This is a genomic window from Nocardia sp. 348MFTsu5.1 (genome assembly GCF_000383535.1).
Lineage (GTDB): Bacteria > Actinomycetota > Actinomycetes > Mycobacteriales > Mycobacteriaceae > Williamsia > Williamsia faeni.
In genome coordinates, this window is sequence record NZ_KB911510.1 from 103,553 (window position 1) to 118,512 (window position 14,960).

Annotated in this window: 15 protein-coding genes; 7 read left to right on the forward strand and 8 right to left on the reverse strand. The window is 65.1% G+C overall.

What is annotated here, in order from left to right; all coding sequences use genetic code 11:
* Window positions 1-28: 28 nt before the first annotated feature.
* Window positions 29-1,042: a TauD/TfdA family dioxygenase gene (locus H290_RS0103740; protein WP_020105426.1), complete on the reverse strand. Its 1,014-nt coding sequence runs from the start codon at window positions 1,040-1,042 to the stop codon at window positions 29-31.
* A gap of 179 nt (window positions 1,043-1,221) precedes the next feature.
* Here H290_RS0103740 and H290_RS0103745 point away from each other — a divergent pair, with 179 nt between their 5' ends.
* Complete coding sequence (locus H290_RS0103745) at window positions 1,222-2,718, forward strand: aldehyde dehydrogenase family protein (protein WP_020105427.1); 1,497 nt, start codon at window positions 1,222-1,224, stop codon at window positions 2,716-2,718.
* Window positions 2,719-2,745: 27 nt separating this feature from the next.
* On the opposite strand, the gene H290_RS0103750 is transcribed toward H290_RS0103745, so the two are convergent.
* Both H290_RS0103750 and H290_RS0103755 read right to left on the reverse strand, forming a co-directional pair.
* A complete protein-coding gene (locus tag H290_RS0103750; RefSeq protein WP_020105428.1) occupies window positions 2,746-3,486 on the reverse strand; it encodes a hypothetical protein in 741 nt (246 codons plus the stop codon).
* Between the two features lie 57 nt (window positions 3,487-3,543).
* On the reverse strand, window positions 3,544-4,128 hold the full coding sequence (locus H290_RS0103755) for an HhH-GPD-type base excision DNA repair protein (RefSeq protein ID WP_020105429.1): 585 nt from the start codon (window positions 4,126-4,128) through the stop codon (window positions 3,544-3,546).
* A gap of 133 nt (window positions 4,129-4,261) precedes the next feature.
* On the opposite strand from H290_RS0103755, the gene H290_RS0103760 reads away from it, so the two are divergent.
* The gene (locus H290_RS0103760) at window positions 4,262-4,747 is read left to right on the forward strand and encodes a hypothetical protein (RefSeq protein ID WP_155976685.1); all 486 of its coding nucleotides are present in this window, start codon (window positions 4,262-4,264) and stop codon (window positions 4,745-4,747) included.
* A gap of 151 nt (window positions 4,748-4,898) precedes the next feature.
* Window positions 4,899-6,368 (forward strand): sugar porter family MFS transporter, encoded by a 1,470-nt coding sequence (locus H290_RS0103765; RefSeq protein WP_020105431.1) that lies wholly within the window; start codon window positions 4,899-4,901, stop codon window positions 6,366-6,368.
* Between the two features lie 7 nt (window positions 6,369-6,375).
* Here H290_RS0103765 and H290_RS27730 read toward each other — a convergent pair whose 3' ends face one another.
* The 4 genes from H290_RS27730 to H290_RS0103785 form a co-directional block, all read right to left on the reverse strand.
* Window positions 6,376-7,089, reverse strand: a complete 714-nt coding sequence (locus H290_RS27730; protein ID WP_020105432.1) for a lysoplasmalogenase family protein — start codon at window positions 7,087-7,089, stop codon at window positions 6,376-6,378.
* 7 nt (window positions 7,090-7,096) lie between these two features.
* The gene (locus H290_RS27735) at window positions 7,097-8,281 is read right to left on the reverse strand and encodes a lipase family protein (RefSeq protein WP_020105433.1); all 1,185 of its coding nucleotides are present in this window, start codon (window positions 8,279-8,281) and stop codon (window positions 7,097-7,099) included.
* Between the two features lie 34 nt (window positions 8,282-8,315).
* Complete coding sequence (locus H290_RS0103780) at window positions 8,316-9,215, reverse strand: hypothetical protein (RefSeq protein ID WP_028462738.1); 900 nt, start codon at window positions 9,213-9,215, stop codon at window positions 8,316-8,318.
* A gap of 250 nt (window positions 9,216-9,465) precedes the next feature.
* Window positions 9,466-10,287: a hypothetical protein gene (locus tag H290_RS0103785; protein ID WP_020105435.1), complete on the reverse strand. Its 822-nt coding sequence runs from the start codon at window positions 10,285-10,287 to the stop codon at window positions 9,466-9,468.
* A gap of 358 nt (window positions 10,288-10,645) precedes the next feature.
* Between H290_RS0103785 and H290_RS0103790 the strand changes: the two genes are divergently transcribed.
* From H290_RS0103790 to H290_RS0103805, 4 genes are all read left to right on the forward strand, one after another.
* A complete protein-coding gene (locus H290_RS0103790; protein WP_020105436.1) occupies window positions 10,646-11,671 on the forward strand; it encodes a thiamine ABC transporter substrate binding subunit in 1,026 nt (341 codons plus the stop codon).
* Between the two features lie 65 nt (window positions 11,672-11,736).
* Entirely contained in the window at window positions 11,737-13,320 is a 1,584-nt protein-coding gene (locus H290_RS0103795; RefSeq protein ID WP_020105437.1) for an iron ABC transporter permease, read from the forward strand.
* Entirely contained in the window at window positions 13,321-14,424 is a 1,104-nt protein-coding gene (locus tag H290_RS0103800) for an ABC transporter ATP-binding protein (protein WP_020105438.1), read from the forward strand. It begins immediately after the preceding gene.
* Window positions 14,417-14,806: a (deoxy)nucleoside triphosphate pyrophosphohydrolase gene (locus H290_RS0103805; protein ID WP_020105439.1), complete on the forward strand. Its 390-nt coding sequence runs from the start codon at window positions 14,417-14,419 to the stop codon at window positions 14,804-14,806. Before H290_RS0103800 ends, H290_RS0103805 begins: the two co-directional genes overlap by 8 nt.
* Here H290_RS0103805 and H290_RS31400 read toward each other — a convergent pair.
* A complete protein-coding gene (locus H290_RS31400) occupies window positions 14,790-14,939 on the reverse strand; it encodes a hypothetical protein (protein ID WP_020105440.1) in 150 nt (49 codons plus the stop codon). The two genes, H290_RS0103805 and H290_RS31400, sit on opposite strands and share 17 nt — an antisense overlap.
* Window positions 14,940-14,960: the final 21 nt, after the last annotated feature.

A 14,960-nucleotide genomic window follows, 5' to 3' on the forward strand; every position in this document is an offset into this window, starting at 1 on the left:
CGTTGGGTTGATTGCACGAGGTCACCAATCAAGTTGGCGATAACGATATCCCACACTGCGTGCTCGGCCGGGGAAGCACACAGTCGGCGATTTGCGGCCAGGACACCGCAGTCAGGGTGCCACCGGTGGAGTACGACTCGGCATTGCCTGCGATGGCCGTGCTCGGCACGCCGTCGACGCCGACCGGGATGGGCCCGGCCAGGGTGATGCGGGTGAGCTTGCGGCGCTCGTCGGCGTCGTAGTCGTCGACGGCATAGTGCTGTGTGGCGAGGTTGTCCCATATGGCGACGTCGCCGAGCTCCCAATTCCAGCGGGTGGTGTTCTCCAGCCGGGTCACCCGGTCCTGGAACAGCCGGAACAGCGCGCGTGACTCGCTGCTGGGCAGGCCGACGATCTCTTTGACGAAGCAGCCGAGCAGCAGCGCACGTTCGCCGGTATCCGGGTGAACGTGCACGACGGGGTGTTCGGTTTCGAAGTAGGTTGACTCGAACTCGCGGCGATACGCCACGGTGCCGGCGTCCGGGTGTTCCACAGAGTCATCGACGTAGTCGTAGGTGTTGCTGTGCCGGGCACGCAGATTCTCCGCCAGCAACTTGAGCGGCGCCGGAAGCGCGTTATAGGCCTCGACTGTCGAGGCCCAGGTGGTTGAGCCACCGTAGCTGGGCAGCGTGACCGCGCGCAGAATCGATGCCCGCGGGACGCGATCGACGAAGGTGACGTCGGTGTGCCAGACGTTGGATCGGCCGCCGTAGCGGGAATCGATGTCCAAACTCTTTGCACCCGCGGACGTCAGGGTCGGGTGCGGGGTGGTCGGGCTGCCGAGCAGCTGCGCGAACTCGTACTGCCCGTCCTCGCTCAGGTGCTGCTGGTCGCGGAAGAAGATCACCTTGTGCTCGTTGAGCGCGGCGCGGATGGTCGCGACCGTCGCCTTGTCCAGGTCACCGCCGAGGCGAACCCCACTGATTTGTGCTCCGATATGGTTACCGAGCTTGACCACCCGCACCGTGGTGGTGGGGTCAGCGGCAGCGTAAGCGAGGGACATGGAGGGCCTTTCGTTCGGAGAACGATCGGCTCAGATGCAACCAGCCGTTGCCCGGCCTCGCCAGGATTACATTCAGCCGGATCGAAAGGCGTCACCGGTCATCAACGGGGGCGGCTGCCGGCGGCTCGATGAGCTCACCGACTATTGGTGGACCGCGAAGGACCGAAAGAGGAGTCGACGTGATCGGAGACGATGAGCAGTTGCTCGCCTCGCCGCACCTCTATATCGACGGGACCTGGGTGGCACCGGTCGGCGGCGGAACGCGGCAGATCCGCAATCCGGCCGACGGCACGGTCATCGCCGTGGTCGACGAGGCAGGTTCGGCAGATGTATCTGCCGCGGTCGCCGCCGCCCGGCGTGCCTTCGATGCCGGTAGCTGGTCGACGCGTCCGCCGACCGAGCGGGCCGAGTTGTTGCTGCGGGTGGCCGAACTGCTCGACACACACCGCGACGCCCTCGCCCGGATCGAAACACTCGATACCGGGAAGACGCTGCACGAGAGCCACATCGATATCGACGACGTGATCGCGGTGTTCCGGTATTACGCGGATCTGGTGACGACGGACTCCGATCGGTTCGTCGATACCGGGAACCCGGCAGTGGTGAGCCGCGTGGTGCACGAACCTGTCGGGGTGTGTGCGCTCATCGCGCCGTGGAACTATCCGCTCCTGCAGATGTCGTGGAAGGTCGCGCCGGCGCTGGCCGCCGGCGCCACGATGGTGGTCAAGCCGAGCGAGGTCACGCCGCTGAGCACGATCGCCCTGATGCGGTTGATCGCACAGGCTGGGGTGCCGGCGGGAGTCGTGAATCTGGTGCAGGGTGACGGATCGGTGGTGGGCGCCGCGCTGACCGGCACACCGGACGTCGACCTGATCTCCTTCACCGGCGGCGCGTCGACCGGTGTCGCGATCGCACGAGCGGCCGCCGAACACATCACGCGTGTCGCCCTGGAACTCGGTGGGAAGAATCCGCACATCGTGTTCGCGGACGCCGACCACGCCATTGCCGTTGATGCCGTGCTGACCGGTGCCTTCCTGCACTCGGGGCAGGTGTGCTCGGCCGGGACCCGGTTGATCGTGCACGAATCCATCGCCGACGGTTTCGTCGCCGAGCTCGTTCGCCGTGCGGCCGGGATCCGGGTCGGACCCGGCATGGACCCGCCCAGCCAGACCGGTCCGCTGGTGTCGGCGGAGCACCGATCCAAGGTGGAAGCGTATGTGGCGCTGGGTATTTCGGAGGGAGCGGAACTGGTCGCGGGCGGAAAGCGTCCGGACGATCCCCGGCTCGCGAACGGAAGCTACTACCTGCCCACCATTTTCGACCGTTGCCACCGAAGTATGAGGATCGTCCAGGAAGAGACGTTCGGACCGATTCTCACCGTGGAACGGTTCAGTACCGAGACCGAGGCCATCGAACTGGGCAACGACACGTCGTATGGGCTGGCGGCGGGAGTCCAAACCAGCGACCGGGACCGCGGTGAACGTGTGGTCCGTGCGCTACGGCACGGAACCGTGTGGCTCAACGACTTCGGCACCTACACCCCGGCAGCGGAATGGGGTGGATTCGGACGGTCCGGTACCGGACGCGAACTCGGCCCGAGCGGATTGGCCGAATACCGGGAGAGCAAACACATCTGGCACAACACTGCGCCGGCCGTGGGCGGATGGTTCGACTGACCACGTACCGGCGCGTCTGATGCGGAACTAGTGCTCGTGGCCGTTCCTGCCGCGTACCAGGCGTTTCGGTAGCCGGCCGACGAGTTCACCGACCGGTGCGACCGCATCGTTGAGCGCCCCGGCGGCGTCGTTGAGTTCCACGACAGTCTCTTGGAGCTTGTCGATGCTCGGCGCCAATTGGCCGATCATCTCGACGAGTTCGGAGAGCCGGTCGATCGGTCCGCCGGGTGCGATCGTTCGTTCGAGCGCGCCGCCCTCGCCGACAAGTTGTTCCAGCAGACCCTCTTCGACAGTCAATCGATCGAGGAAACCCTCGTCTTCGGAGATGCGATCGAGCAGACCGCCCTGCTTCGTGAGCTTGGCGAGGACCCCCTCCTCGGACAGCAGGCGATCCACCGGGCCACCCCGCGAGAGCAGTCGGTCGAGCGGACCGCCTGCCTCCGTCATCTGGTCGAGCACACCGTCTTCGGCCAGTACCCGTTCGACCAGGCCGTCCTGGGCCAACAGTCGTTCGAGGGGTCCGCCGCGCGCGAGTATTTTTCCGAGTGAACGGTCTTCTTCGAGCAGTTCGCCGAGCTGATTGAGCAGCTGCAACGGGCTGCGAAACGCGGGTGTTTCCCGCATGCCCAGGGTGGAGGCGATCTCGTGGTGCGCGTTCTCGACGGCGATCCGGCTCAGTGCCACGGTGGCTTCGACGGCGCTGAGCGCTGCGCCTGCCACTGCAAAACCCAGCCGTGTCGGGATCTCGATCACCAATTTGGCATCCATGACTTCACCCTAAGGGTTTGACGTAACTCTCGGACACATTCATCGGCTTTGACCCGCTCAGCCGGTCTTGGCGGCCTTGGCGGCGGCTTTCGCCTGTTTCTTGAAATCGCGGACCTCTTGCAGGCTCACGCTGTCGACGACGTCGGCCACCGACCGGCGTTCGCCCTCGTTTCCGTAATCCCCGGCGGCCTGGCGCCAGCCGTCCGGCTCCACTCCGAGCTGCTTGCCGAGCAGGGCGAGGAAGATGCGGGCCTTCATGTCGCCCCAGCCGGGGAGCGATTTGAGGCGTTTGAGCACTGTCTTGCCGTCGGGATCACCCTCGGTCCAGATGGCGGAAGGGGAGCCGTCGTAGTTGTCGGAGATGAAAACCGCCAGGTCATGGATGCGTTTTGCCATCGAACCGGGGAACCGGTGGATGGCCGGGGTCTGCGAGCACAGCGCCACGAACTCATCCGGATCGGAGGCGGCGATCTTCTGCAGATCAAAGCCGTCCATCCGCTCGGCGATTTTCTGCGGGCCCTTGAACGCCGCTTCCATCGGGAACTGCTGATCCAGGGTCATGCCGACAACCAGTGCGAAGTCATCGACGGACAGGAGCTTGTCGGCTTCTGGCTCTTGCGCGATACAGATCTGGCGGGTCATGCGGACCTCCGGTCGCCGGGTGATTTCTGCCAACCCAGCTTATCGGCAGTGACGGAAAATGCCGCAGAGCATCCCGGTGAGCTGGTTCAATGCAAAAGGGTCGGGTCACGTGCACAGCTGGAGGCGATGCATCATGACCAGGTTTTCGTTGCTGCAACGAATAGCGGCGGTCGCGGTGGCCGCGGGTTCTGGAATCGTGCTCGGGGTGGTGGCTGCACCGGCGGCTGCCGAACCGCAGCTCATCGACACCATCAGCTGCAACAGTCCCGATCCGTGGTCGTCAGTTCCGTTACGCATCGCCGTCGACGTCTACAACAACGTCGAACTCCCGAAAGACGGTGCCAGACCGCCGGTACTGTACCTCAGCGCCAACACCCTGCGGTCGGCGTCGCTGTTCGAGTACACCGTGGAGACAACCGTGCGCTGGACCAACACGAGCACCGGTGCCGTCGGGACGGTGATCCTCCCGTCGCGCGGACATTCGGTGAACTGGGAAGGATCGCTCCAAACAGGCCGGGGCAACATCTCTTTCATCGTGCATCAGAAGATCGGGGCACTGGCGTTTGTTCCGATGGTCAATCCGCAGTACTCATCGTGCTCCGGCTCTGCGACGGTCTGAATCCCGGTTCGTACTTCGATGGTGACCGAGTTGTGATCGATCTTCTTCCGCCAACCTAAAGACTTCGGCAGCATCAGCGGCGTAGCGTCACCTGGTGGTGAATCTGTCGGAGCTGACAGGCGGCCGCCGCCTGGGAAGGTAGGTCAGATCTATGTCCACTGGCGCAGCCAACAAACCCAAGTCGCAGCAAGGCCGAGATACCCACGTTGCCAAGGTCATAGGTGTCACCGTGGCCGCCGCCGTGGGTGGCTTCCTCTTCGGCTTCGACAGTTCCGTGGTCAACGGCGCTGTCGATTCCATCGGTGATCACTTTGAGCTGAACCACTTCATGAAGGGTTTTTCGGTCGCGATCGCACTCCTCGGGTGTGCGCTCGGCGCCTGGTTTGCCGGCCGCCTGGCAGACATCTGGGGTCGCAAGAAGGTGATGTTGCTGGGCTCGGCGCTGTTCACGGTGTCCTCGATCGGCACCGGACTGGCCTTCTCGGTCCCAGATCTGTTGTTCTGGCGTGTGATCGGCGGCCTCGGCATCGGTATCGCCTCGGTGATCGCGCCCGCGTACATCGCCGAGATCGCACCGGCGACGTACCGCGGCGCGCTGGGCTCGTTGCAGCAATTGGCCATCACCATGGGTATATTCGTGGCTTTGCTCTCCGATGCCCTTCTCGCCGACAGTGCAGGCAGCGCGAACAACGATCTGTGGTTCGGCATCGAGGCCTGGCGCTGGATGTTCATCGTGGGCGTCGTTCCGGCCCTCGTCTATGGAGTCTGCGCGTTGACGATCCCCGAGTCGCCGCGGTATCTGGTGGGCACCAACCTCGACGAAGAAGCTGCGCGCATTCTCACCGAGGTGACGGGGGAGGCCGACCCGCTGGCGCGTGTCAAAGAGATCCGGCTGACCCTCAAGCGGGAATCCACCGTGTCCATCAAGGACATTCGCGGTCCGTCGTTTGGTTTGCATCCGCTGGTGTGGGTGGGTATCTGGATCGCGGTACTGCAGCAGTTCGTTGGTATCAATGCGATTTTCTACTACTCCACCACGCTGTGGCAGTCGGTCGGATTCAGCGAGAGTCAATCGTTCAAGACCTCCGTCATCACCGCGTTGATCAACGTGGTCATGACATTTGGGGCGATCTTGTTCGTCGACCGGATAGGCCGGCGAAAACTGTTGCTGATCGGCTCGGTGGGCATGTTCTTCGGACTGGTGATGGCGTGTATCGCGTTCACCCAGCAGATCGGATCGGGCGACGACATCACCCTGCCCGACGAGTGGGGTGTGGTCGCGTTGATCGGCGCCAACCTCTTTGTGGTGGCGTTCGCCGCCACCTGGGGTCCGGTGATGTGGGTGATGCTCGGTGAGATGTTCCCCAACCGCATCCGCGGTGTTGCACTCGGCATCTGCACCGCTGTCAACTGGCTGGCCAACTTCACGATCTCGTTGCTCTTCCCCGAACTCAACGACGTTCTCGGTCTGGCCTGGATCTACGGGTTCTTTGCCTTCTGCGCGTTCATCTCCTGGTTCTACGTGCATTACAAGGTGCCCGAGACCAAGGGTATGGAACTCGAGGACATGGACTCGCTCGGTGAGGTCGAAGCTGTGCTCAAGGAGCACGGAAAGCTCTGACCTCAGGTCACCGGCGCCCGGATGAGCGACTGACGCTGTCCATTCCGTCGAGCAACAGCATCTGGGCCACGAAATACGTTGACAGCACAGCGGCTTCGGTGACCGCGCGTGAACCCGTGCCGCGCAGCAGGTATCGGCGATTCATCAGCAGTGCATCCGAGGCCATGAACGTGATCCCGCCGAGAGGAAGCCTACGGGTGGGGTCGCCCGGGTCACCAGCGGTGAGTACCGGATCGCCGGCCGTGGCCGCCATGGTCGCCAATGTCGCTCCGTAGGTTCCCAGGACCGGAAGCAGTCTCGGCGCGTTGACCACCAGCAGTGCGGTGACCTCGTTCATCACTCCGAAGCGGGACAGCAATCGCGCTCTGGTGGGCCGGGCTCCGTGCCTCGTCAGCAGGCCGAGATAGGACAGGTGCGCCAGACCGAACATCGTTGCACCCGTTTGGATCTGTCGGTCCTTCTCGGCACCGGTGGCGAACTCCTCGCGGTACATGAAGTAGTCGCCGGCGGCCGAAGCAGTGATCGCGGCCGTCAGCAGTGCGTTGTCGATGCCGGAACGTTGCCGTGCACCGCGCGCAACGCCCACGGCCAGTGCGGCCAGCGCCGCGGGTTTGGCGACGGCCACGCCGGGCCGCCACCGCGCGGCGCCGGCGGCCGAAACCGCCAGCGTCGCAGCGAGGAAGACCTTTCGCTCGGGCAACTCCCAGTGGGGCAGACGCATACCGCCGCTACCGGGCGAACAGCGCGGCGACAAACGACGAGGCGTCCGGGAATGCTGCTGCTGCAGTTCCCTGTCCGTCCACCGGGTAGGTGAGGATGGTTGTCGATTGGCTCGATGCCTCGACGCGGCCGAGGAACTCGAGCGTGTAGGGCAGGATCACGGTGGTGTCGAGCAGGCCCTGGCCGAAGAAGACCGGCTTGACGTACCCGGTGTCGGGAACCCCGAGATAGGCCTGCACGATGGGGCGGAGATTCGGAATCGATGCCACCGGACGGCTGAACAGTTGGTTCAAACTGGTCGACGCCACCGAGCTCTGCAGTTCGGCCGAGCACATCGTGACCGCCTTGTCCGCCAACGCTTTGCCCTCGGTGGTCAGGTACGAGTCGAGGTTCAGCTCGGGATGCGATCCGCGGATACCGGAGACGGCGTACAGAACCTCGGCGGTCAGGTCCGACGACAATGGCACCGGGATGAATTCGGGACCGGCATTGAGGACGAGTTCTCCGAGGTTGTCCGGCACGCTGGTGACCGTTGCGCCGCGGAAGTCCAGTCCGGGACCCTGGATCTGCGAGGCACTGCGCGCAGTGGCCAGCGCTGCCGTTGCGCCGCTGCCGTTTCCGTTCACAACCCATCGGTCGGAGAGTTCTCCGGTGATGTCGTGTGCGGCCTTGACGGCGTCAACGATGTTGTGGGCCTTGATGTTCGTCTGGAGGTCGGGGAGTGCGCCCTCGACGCCGAGGCCGGCGTAGTCGGAGGCGACAACCGCGTAGCCCTTCCGGAGCCACGGTGTGATGTCGTTCCAATGCGCGGCCGATTCGGTCTTGCCCGACCACGACGGTGCGCACTTGTCGGCCAATCCGACGGTGTCGTGGGCCCAGGCCACCACCGGCCATCCACCCTCCGGTGCTTCCCCGCGGGGGAGATAGACAGCCGCGCTGCTCAGTTCGGTGCGATCGGTGGCGGCGTCGGTCCAGTACGTGAAGCGATCGGCGGATCCGGCACCGCTCACCCAACGATCATCGGGCAGACCGATGTTCGCGAACACCTTGCCCGCCGTTCCACCCGTCGGAACGGGCTCGGCGGACGCGATACCGGCGGCACCGAGACCACCGGCGACCACTGCCGCAATCGCGGTGGCGGTGAGGCCGCGGGCCCCGACACGTCGTAGTGCTTGCTTGTGAACACTCTTCATGACCACTTCTCCTACAAAGGTCCGCGTCGGCGGACTAAACCTGAGTGATCCCGATCATCGGGAGGAAGAAACAACTGCGGTCACCGTTCTGCACGGTGCCGAAGACGGCCGACAGCACGGTGCCGTTACCGGTCGCGACCGGTGCGAGACGGGCGCCGGGCAGGTCAAATGCCTTTGCCAGGGGGCTGATGACGGCGCGAGCAGTGGCTTCTTCGGTGGGGCTGAGATTCCTGATCTTCTTCACCTGCTTGATCAGCTGGTCGGTGATCGTGGTGCCGACCGGCGCCATGTCGACAAAACCACCCTTGAAGGTGTCGATGTTGAACCAGGCGACCTGCATGCCGGTGCCCCCACCGTCTGCGGTGATCCCTGCCGGGACGAATCCGAACAGGGTTTCACCGTCGCCGACCAGCTCGGGCGAGAAACCCGCGGGGAGAAAGGGCTTCAGAAATTCCGGAACCTTCAGCCCCGGGATGACATACGGACCCGGTGCGGCACCGCCGACGGCCGGAACGAGTCCAAAAGGGTTGTCCTCGGTGGGCGCGACGCAGTTGAAGGCGACGGAGGGGTTGATGAAGGATTGGATGCCCAGCTTCTCCAGCGCAGCATCGGCTGCGGCGAGTGACGCCGCAAAGTCGGTGGCGTCGGCCGCCGGCGTGGCAGTGATCTCTGCGGCCGGTGTGGACTCGATCTGCGGTGTGCCGCTCAGGAGTGCCTTCGCGGCGGCGAGGGCAGCAGGATCGACTGCCGACTTGGTGAGCGCGGCGATCGCGGCCTTGAGTGCGTCGTTGCCCGGGGTCTGCGCCGGTGCGGTCACGGTGACCGCGTCGGGTGCGACCGGTGCAGCCAGTGCCATGGCCGGGGTCAGCAGGGCGGCAGACAAACCGACCGCCAGGACTGCGGCGCTGCGGCGGATCATCATTGAGCTGGGCATGGATCTCCTTGGACAGACGCTGTGGTCCCATCTGTTACAAATGTGACAGATGTGGCCAATGTTGCTCTTGGTACACAAGACCACGGCGCCGGAGGCGTATGCAAGTTGTGAGTTCAACCTGTGACGCAACCGCGACCGTTTCGCTGTTCGACTGTGCATCAACGGATCTGGGGCGATCCGAAGTGTGCTCTGGACAACACAAAACAGGCGCCGACCGGAGGGTCGACGCCTGCTGTGGAGTGCGCGGTGGCTAGATGACTGCCAGTCCGACAGTGGGGACGATCGTGCAGCTCACGGTATTACCCTGGATGTTGGTGGTCACGTTCCCGTAGATCGCCGAGATCACACGACCCTTACCGGTTTTCACGATCGTGGTGAAGGTGCCTGGTCCTTCTTTGGCGTTGATCAAGGGATTGCGACGCAGGTTCTGCTGGCCCGTGGCCCCGGTGTCGATGTTGATCCAGGCGACGATGAGCGGAGCGGCGTCGTTGTTCAGCGCCGGGCCGGTGCCCAGGCTGGTGTACACGTAGCCGGCCTCACCCGTCTTGGGGCCGGGCGCGGGTGCCTGCTGCGGTCCGGCGGTCACCAGTGCGGAACCGACGGAATTGCCGCCGGGGATGCAGCCCGGGCCGATGGTCGGGTAGAGGAACTGCTGGATGACCGGCGCGCCCGGGCCCGATGGAATGTCGGGTCCGCCGCCACCGGAGCCGTCGAGGAAGCTGACAACCTTGTCCCAGATCGCCTGGATTTCCGGCGGTAGAGCGGTATCTGCGGCGAGCACCTTGGCGTTGGAGAGCAGGCTGGCGTCGACCTTGCCCTCGGGGCCGGGGGTGGCTGCCGACCCGATGATCGCCGGCACGAACGCGCCGAATGACTTCAGGGTCGTCTCATCGATCTTGAGGTTCTTGGGTATGGGAGGAAAGGGGGCGGGGTCAGCGGACGAAACAGCCGGCACCGCCAGTGCCGCAGTGGCAGCGATCGCCACAGCCGTGACTGCTCGGCGGACGCCACGGCCGGTGGAGGCCTTGGTGAAGCGTCCGCGGTTGCGTCCTGCCTGCTGATTCAAAAGCACAGTTCCTGGTGTCCCATCTCGCGTTCGAGCCCGATTCGAGCACGGCTCAACATGTCTATCGCCGTGCTGACGGTAACCGTTTCATCACTTTGCCGCCAGTAGCGCTCGGTCAACTACAGAGTGGCTGACGTCGCCCTGGGACCATAACTGGCAACCAGAGTGATCAGTGTTACTGGTGATGCAATTGTGATGTCACATTGTGGGCACGGGATTCAGGTCGCACTGATCTGAAAGCGCTTCCGAGGTATCGGGAGGTGATCGTCACGGTCTATTTCTCGCCGACTTCCGTTGCCTGCTTAGATTCACGGTGGCGGAACAACCGCGACGATCTACGGATACCAACCCACCTGGAGGGTCGATGCTTCGACAATTACAGCTCGCCGCAGCACTCGTCGCACTCTCCGTCGGGGCCGGCCTCCTCAGTGCGTGTGGCGATTCCGACTCCACCGACGAGGTGGTACTGCTCACCCACGACTCCTTCGCCCTGCCTGACGACGTCCTGGCCTCGTTCGAAGCCGAGACCGGGCTGACACTCAAGGTCGTGCGGGAAGCCGACGCCGGGCAGCTGTCGTCGTCGATTGCGCTCACCGCCGGATCGCCACGCGGCGATGTCGTCTACGGCATCGACAACACCTTTGCCTCCCGGGTTCTCGACGCCGACGCCATCGAGCCCTACACGAGCCCGGACAACAACCTCGGTCCGCAGGAGTACTCGCTCGGAGAACCGAATCGGCTCACGGCGATCGATCGCGGCGACGTCTGCGTCAACGTCGACAGCGAATGGTTCACCGAGCGAAACGTCACACCGCCCGCCGACCTCGAAGACCTGACTGCCGCCGAGTACAAAGGGCTGACCGTGGTGATGGACCCGGCCACCTCGTCACCCGGAATGGCATTCCTGCTCTCGACGATCTCCGCATACCCGGACGAGGGTCAGTGGGAGGCGTATTGGGAGCGACTGAAGGCCAACGACGTGAGCGTGGTGCCGGGCTGGACCGAGGCGTACAACCAGGAGTTCACCGCGGGCGAGGGACAGGGCAGCAAGCCGATCGTGGTGTCGTACGCGTCGTCGCCGGCTTTCCTGCCGACCACCAAGGCTCTTCTGAACACCTGCTTCTCCCAGATCGAGTACGCGGGTGTGCTCCGCGGTGCCGAGAATGTCGAAGGCGCACAGAAGGTGGTCGACTTCCTGCTCGGCGAGCGGGCACAGGCGGCAATGCCCGAATCGATGTACGTGTATCCGGTGCGTACCGGAACTCCGCTACCGGCCGATTGGGCGCAATTCGCACCTCAGCCGCAGGCACCTGCCTCGATGCCACCGGAAGTGATCGCCAAAAACCGGGAGACCTGGCAGCAGGAGTGGCGCACCGTCATGGGTCGCTGACCGCCGTGCCGCTTCGCCCGGCCGCCTGGCGCGCAACCTCCACATGGGGGTCGAGAACAGCTGTCGTGGCGGCCGCGGGCATCCTTCCGCTGCTGTTCGTGGGAGTGATGTTCGGGTGGCCGCTGGTGGCCTTGGCGCGGCGAGCCTTCGGCGATGGTGCGAGCGTCGACTTCGTGTCGTTGCTCGACGATGCCAATGCCGTACACCTTCTCTGGTTCACCGTCGCCCAGGCTGCGGCGAGTACGGCCCTGACCCTCGTTGTCGGGCTGCCGGTGGCGTGGGTGCTGGCCAACTTCGAAATACGCGGCGCACTCGCGCTGCGGGTCATCGTCACGATTCCTTTTGTGCTGCCGACCGTCGTGGTGGGTGTCGCGTTCTCAGTCTTACTCGGTGAGCACGGACCACTGGGCCGATTCGACATCGGATCGTCGGTGTGGGCAATCCTGCTGGCGCACATGTTCTTCAACATCGCGGTGGTGGTGCGGACCGTCGGTTCGGTGTGGGGCCAGCTCGATCCGCGCGCCGAACAGGCCGCCCGGACCTTGGGCGCAGGGCGATGGCACGTGCTGCGGACCGTCACCCTGCCGGCCCTCGCACCGGCGATCGCGTCGGCCGCGTCGGTGGTATTCCTGTTCTGCGCCACCAGTTTTGGTATTGTGCTCATCCTCGGTGGTGGCCGGTACAACACACTCGAGACCGAGATCTACCGGCAGGCCATCGGGTTCTTCAAACTGCCTGCCGCCGTGGCGTTGTCGATGGTCCAGATCATCGTTGTCGCGGTGGTTGTCGCGGTCAGTGCGGTGCTGGGTCGTCGGGTGCGGGGTGTCGGTGCGCCCCGTCGGCGCCACCGTCCGCAAGGCGCCCAGCGGCTGGTGGTCGGGGGGATCATCGCCGCCATCCTGGTGGTGCTGCTGGCACCGCCCGCGGTCCTGGTCTGGCGCTCGGTGCGGCCCACCGTCGGTGGCAGCTGGAATGTCGACGGCTATCGGGCACTGGCGGAGCCCGTCAACGGCCAAACTCCTTGGGAGGCCATGCAGTACTCCCTCGTCAGTGCCCTCTGGGCGACGCTCATCGCGCTCGTCCTCGGATTACTGGGTGCGCTGGCGTTGTCGCGGGCGAGCGGGGTGTTCGCCGGAGTCGGTACCGGTGTGGCGATGCTCCCGCTGGGTGTCAGTGCGGTGACCGTCGGCTTGGGCTACCTCGTGATCCTGACCTCGATGCCGCGCGAGGTCGCCACCTCGCCGGCTGTGGTCCCCGCCGTGCAGGCGCTGATCGCCACCCCACTCGTGATCCGGATCCTGGTACCCGCGATGGCGCTGGTCGATCCGCGACTGCGGCAGGCGGTGGCGACACTGGGTGCCGGCCCGCTTCGGGTCTGGTGGACCGTCGATCTCCCGATCATCAAAAGGGCGCTGTGTGCGGCAGCGGGTTTCGCGTTTGTGATCGCGATCGGCGAGTTCGGGGCGACCAGTTTTGTGGCCCGGCCCGACACCACCACGGTGCCGGTTCTGATCGGCACGGCACTGTCGCGTCCGGGGTCGGGTAACTTCGGCACTGCGATGGCATGTTCAGTGATGATGCTGGTGGTGACCGCACTGGTGGTGGCCCTCATCGAGGTTGTCCGGCGGGATGAGGGAGGTGAGTTCTAGGTGCTCGAATTGTCTTCCGTGTCAGTCAATTACGGATCAGAGGTGGTCATCTCCGATCTGGATCTGGCGATCGGTACCCGCGGCGCGACGGTCACTGCGTTGCTGGGTCCGTCGGGGTGTGGCAAGTCAACACTCATCCGTGCCATCGCCGGTCTGGAGCCGTTGTCGTCCGGCACGATCACGTTCGACGGAGTTGATCTGTCCCGGACACCCACCCACCACCGTGACTTCGGTGTGGTGTTCCAAGACGGTCAGCTGTTGCCGGGGCGCAGCGTCGCCGACAACGTCGGATACGGCCTGCGGGTTAGGCGCTGGCGCAAACCGGACATCGCGGAGCGGGTGACCGACCTGCTCGATCTGGTCGATCTGCCCGGTCTCGGCGGCCGCAAGGTGGCCGAACTGTCCGGTGGTCAGCAGCAGCGGGTCGCTCTGGCCCGGGCTCTGGCCCCACGACCACGGCTGCTCCTGCTCGACGAACCCCTGTCTGCGCTCGACCGCCAATTGCGCGACCGGCTCGCGCTGCAGATCGCCGAGATCATCGGGGCCACCGGTACTCCGACGATCGTGGTGACCCACGACCACTCCGAGGCGGCGATGATGGCCGATCGCATCGCGGTGATGGACGGCGGCCGGATCGTCCAGGACGATAGCCCCGAAAAGCTTTGGCGCGCACCGAGGTCCGTGCGGATTGCGAAGTTCATCGGCTGCACAACCGTCGTCGGGGCGACCATCTCCGGCGGTGTCCTCGACAGCTCGCTCGGCCGGGTCCCGGTCGACCTGCCCGACGGTGGGGTCCGGATCGGGCTGCGGCCGGAGGCCGTCCTCGCGACGTCGGTCGTCAAGAAGTCGCTCGCCAAGGGGAACGGCGGTGTCATCGGCACGGTCCGGCATGTCGCATCGCTACCCGAAGGGACCAGGGTTCGGCTGTCGGTCGCGGCGGACCTGGTCATCGACGCGGTCGGCGATCCCTCGCTCCGGGTGGGCGACGAGGTCACGATCACGCTCGATCGCGGCCGAATGGCCATCATCTCCGAAGCTCCTGATGAGTCGTCGAGCGAAACGGCAACCTCCGACGACAAGGGAACAGTGGGCCGGAATGCGTGAGGTGGTGGCCGGCGCGGTGATCGCCGGCGGGCGGTTACTGCTCGCTCAGCGCACGTATCCGGCCGACGTGGCCGGCCTGTGGGAGCTGCCAGGTGGCAAAGTCGAGGAGGGGGAGACCCGGGCGCGAGCGCTCGAGCGTGAACTCGTCGAAGAACTGGGGATCACGGTGGCCGTCACCGATCAGATCGGACCGCCGGTACCGCTGCGCCCCGATCTGGCACTGGTCGCCATGGCCGCGACATTGATCGCCGGAGAACCGCATCCGCACGAACATTCCGCCGTCCGCTGGGTGGATGCCGACGACCTCCGGCGGATGACCGAAGCCGGCGAACTCGTGCCCGCCGACGCGATCTGGCTCGACGACCTCATCGCACTTCTCTGACCGATCCGCCGAGCGGGCCCTCGTGTCCGTCGAGCGTGCCCATGCGACCGCCGAGCGTGCCCTCGCGACCGTCGAGCGTGCCTTCGTGACCGTCGAGCGTGCTCTTATTACCGCCGAGCGGGCCCTTGTGCATTCCCCGCGTGCGGCTTCGGCA

Excerpts from the sequence above, each read along its gene's own strand:
- H290_RS0103740 (WP_020105426.1), bottom strand. The coding sequence starts at position 1,042 with ATGTCCCTCGCTTACGCTGCCGCTGACCCCACCACCACGGTGCGGGTG.
- H290_RS0103750 (WP_020105428.1), bottom strand. The coding sequence starts at position 3,486 with ATGGATGCCAAATTGGTGATCGAGATCCCGACACGGCTGGGTTTTGCA.
- H290_RS0103755 (WP_020105429.1), bottom strand. The coding sequence starts at position 4,128 with ATGACCCGCCAGATCTGTATCGCGCAAGAGCCAGAAGCCGACAAGCTC.
- H290_RS0103760 (WP_155976685.1), top strand. The coding sequence starts at position 4,262 with ATGACCAGGTTTTCGTTGCTGCAACGAATAGCGGCGGTCGCGGTGGCC.
- H290_RS0103765 (WP_020105431.1), top strand. The coding sequence starts at position 4,899 with ATGTCCACTGGCGCAGCCAACAAACCCAAGTCGCAGCAAGGCCGAGAT.
- H290_RS27730 (WP_020105432.1), bottom strand. The coding sequence starts at position 7,089 with ATGCGTCTGCCCCACTGGGAGTTGCCCGAGCGAAAGGTCTTCCTCGCT.
- H290_RS27735 (WP_020105433.1), bottom strand. The coding sequence starts at position 8,281 with ATGAAGAGTGTTCACAAGCAAGCACTACGACGTGTCGGGGCCCGCGGC.
- H290_RS0103780 (WP_028462738.1), bottom strand. The coding sequence starts at position 9,215 with ATGCCCAGCTCAATGATGATCCGCCGCAGCGCCGCAGTCCTGGCGGTC.
- H290_RS0103790 (WP_020105436.1), top strand. The coding sequence starts at position 10,646 with ATGCTTCGACAATTACAGCTCGCCGCAGCACTCGTCGCACTCTCCGTC.
- H290_RS0103805 (WP_020105439.1), top strand. The coding sequence starts at position 14,417 with ATGCGTGAGGTGGTGGCCGGCGCGGTGATCGCCGGCGGGCGGTTACTG.
- H290_RS31400 (WP_020105440.1), bottom strand. The coding sequence starts at position 14,939 with ATGCACAAGGGCCCGCTCGGCGGTAATAAGAGCACGCTCGACGGTCAC.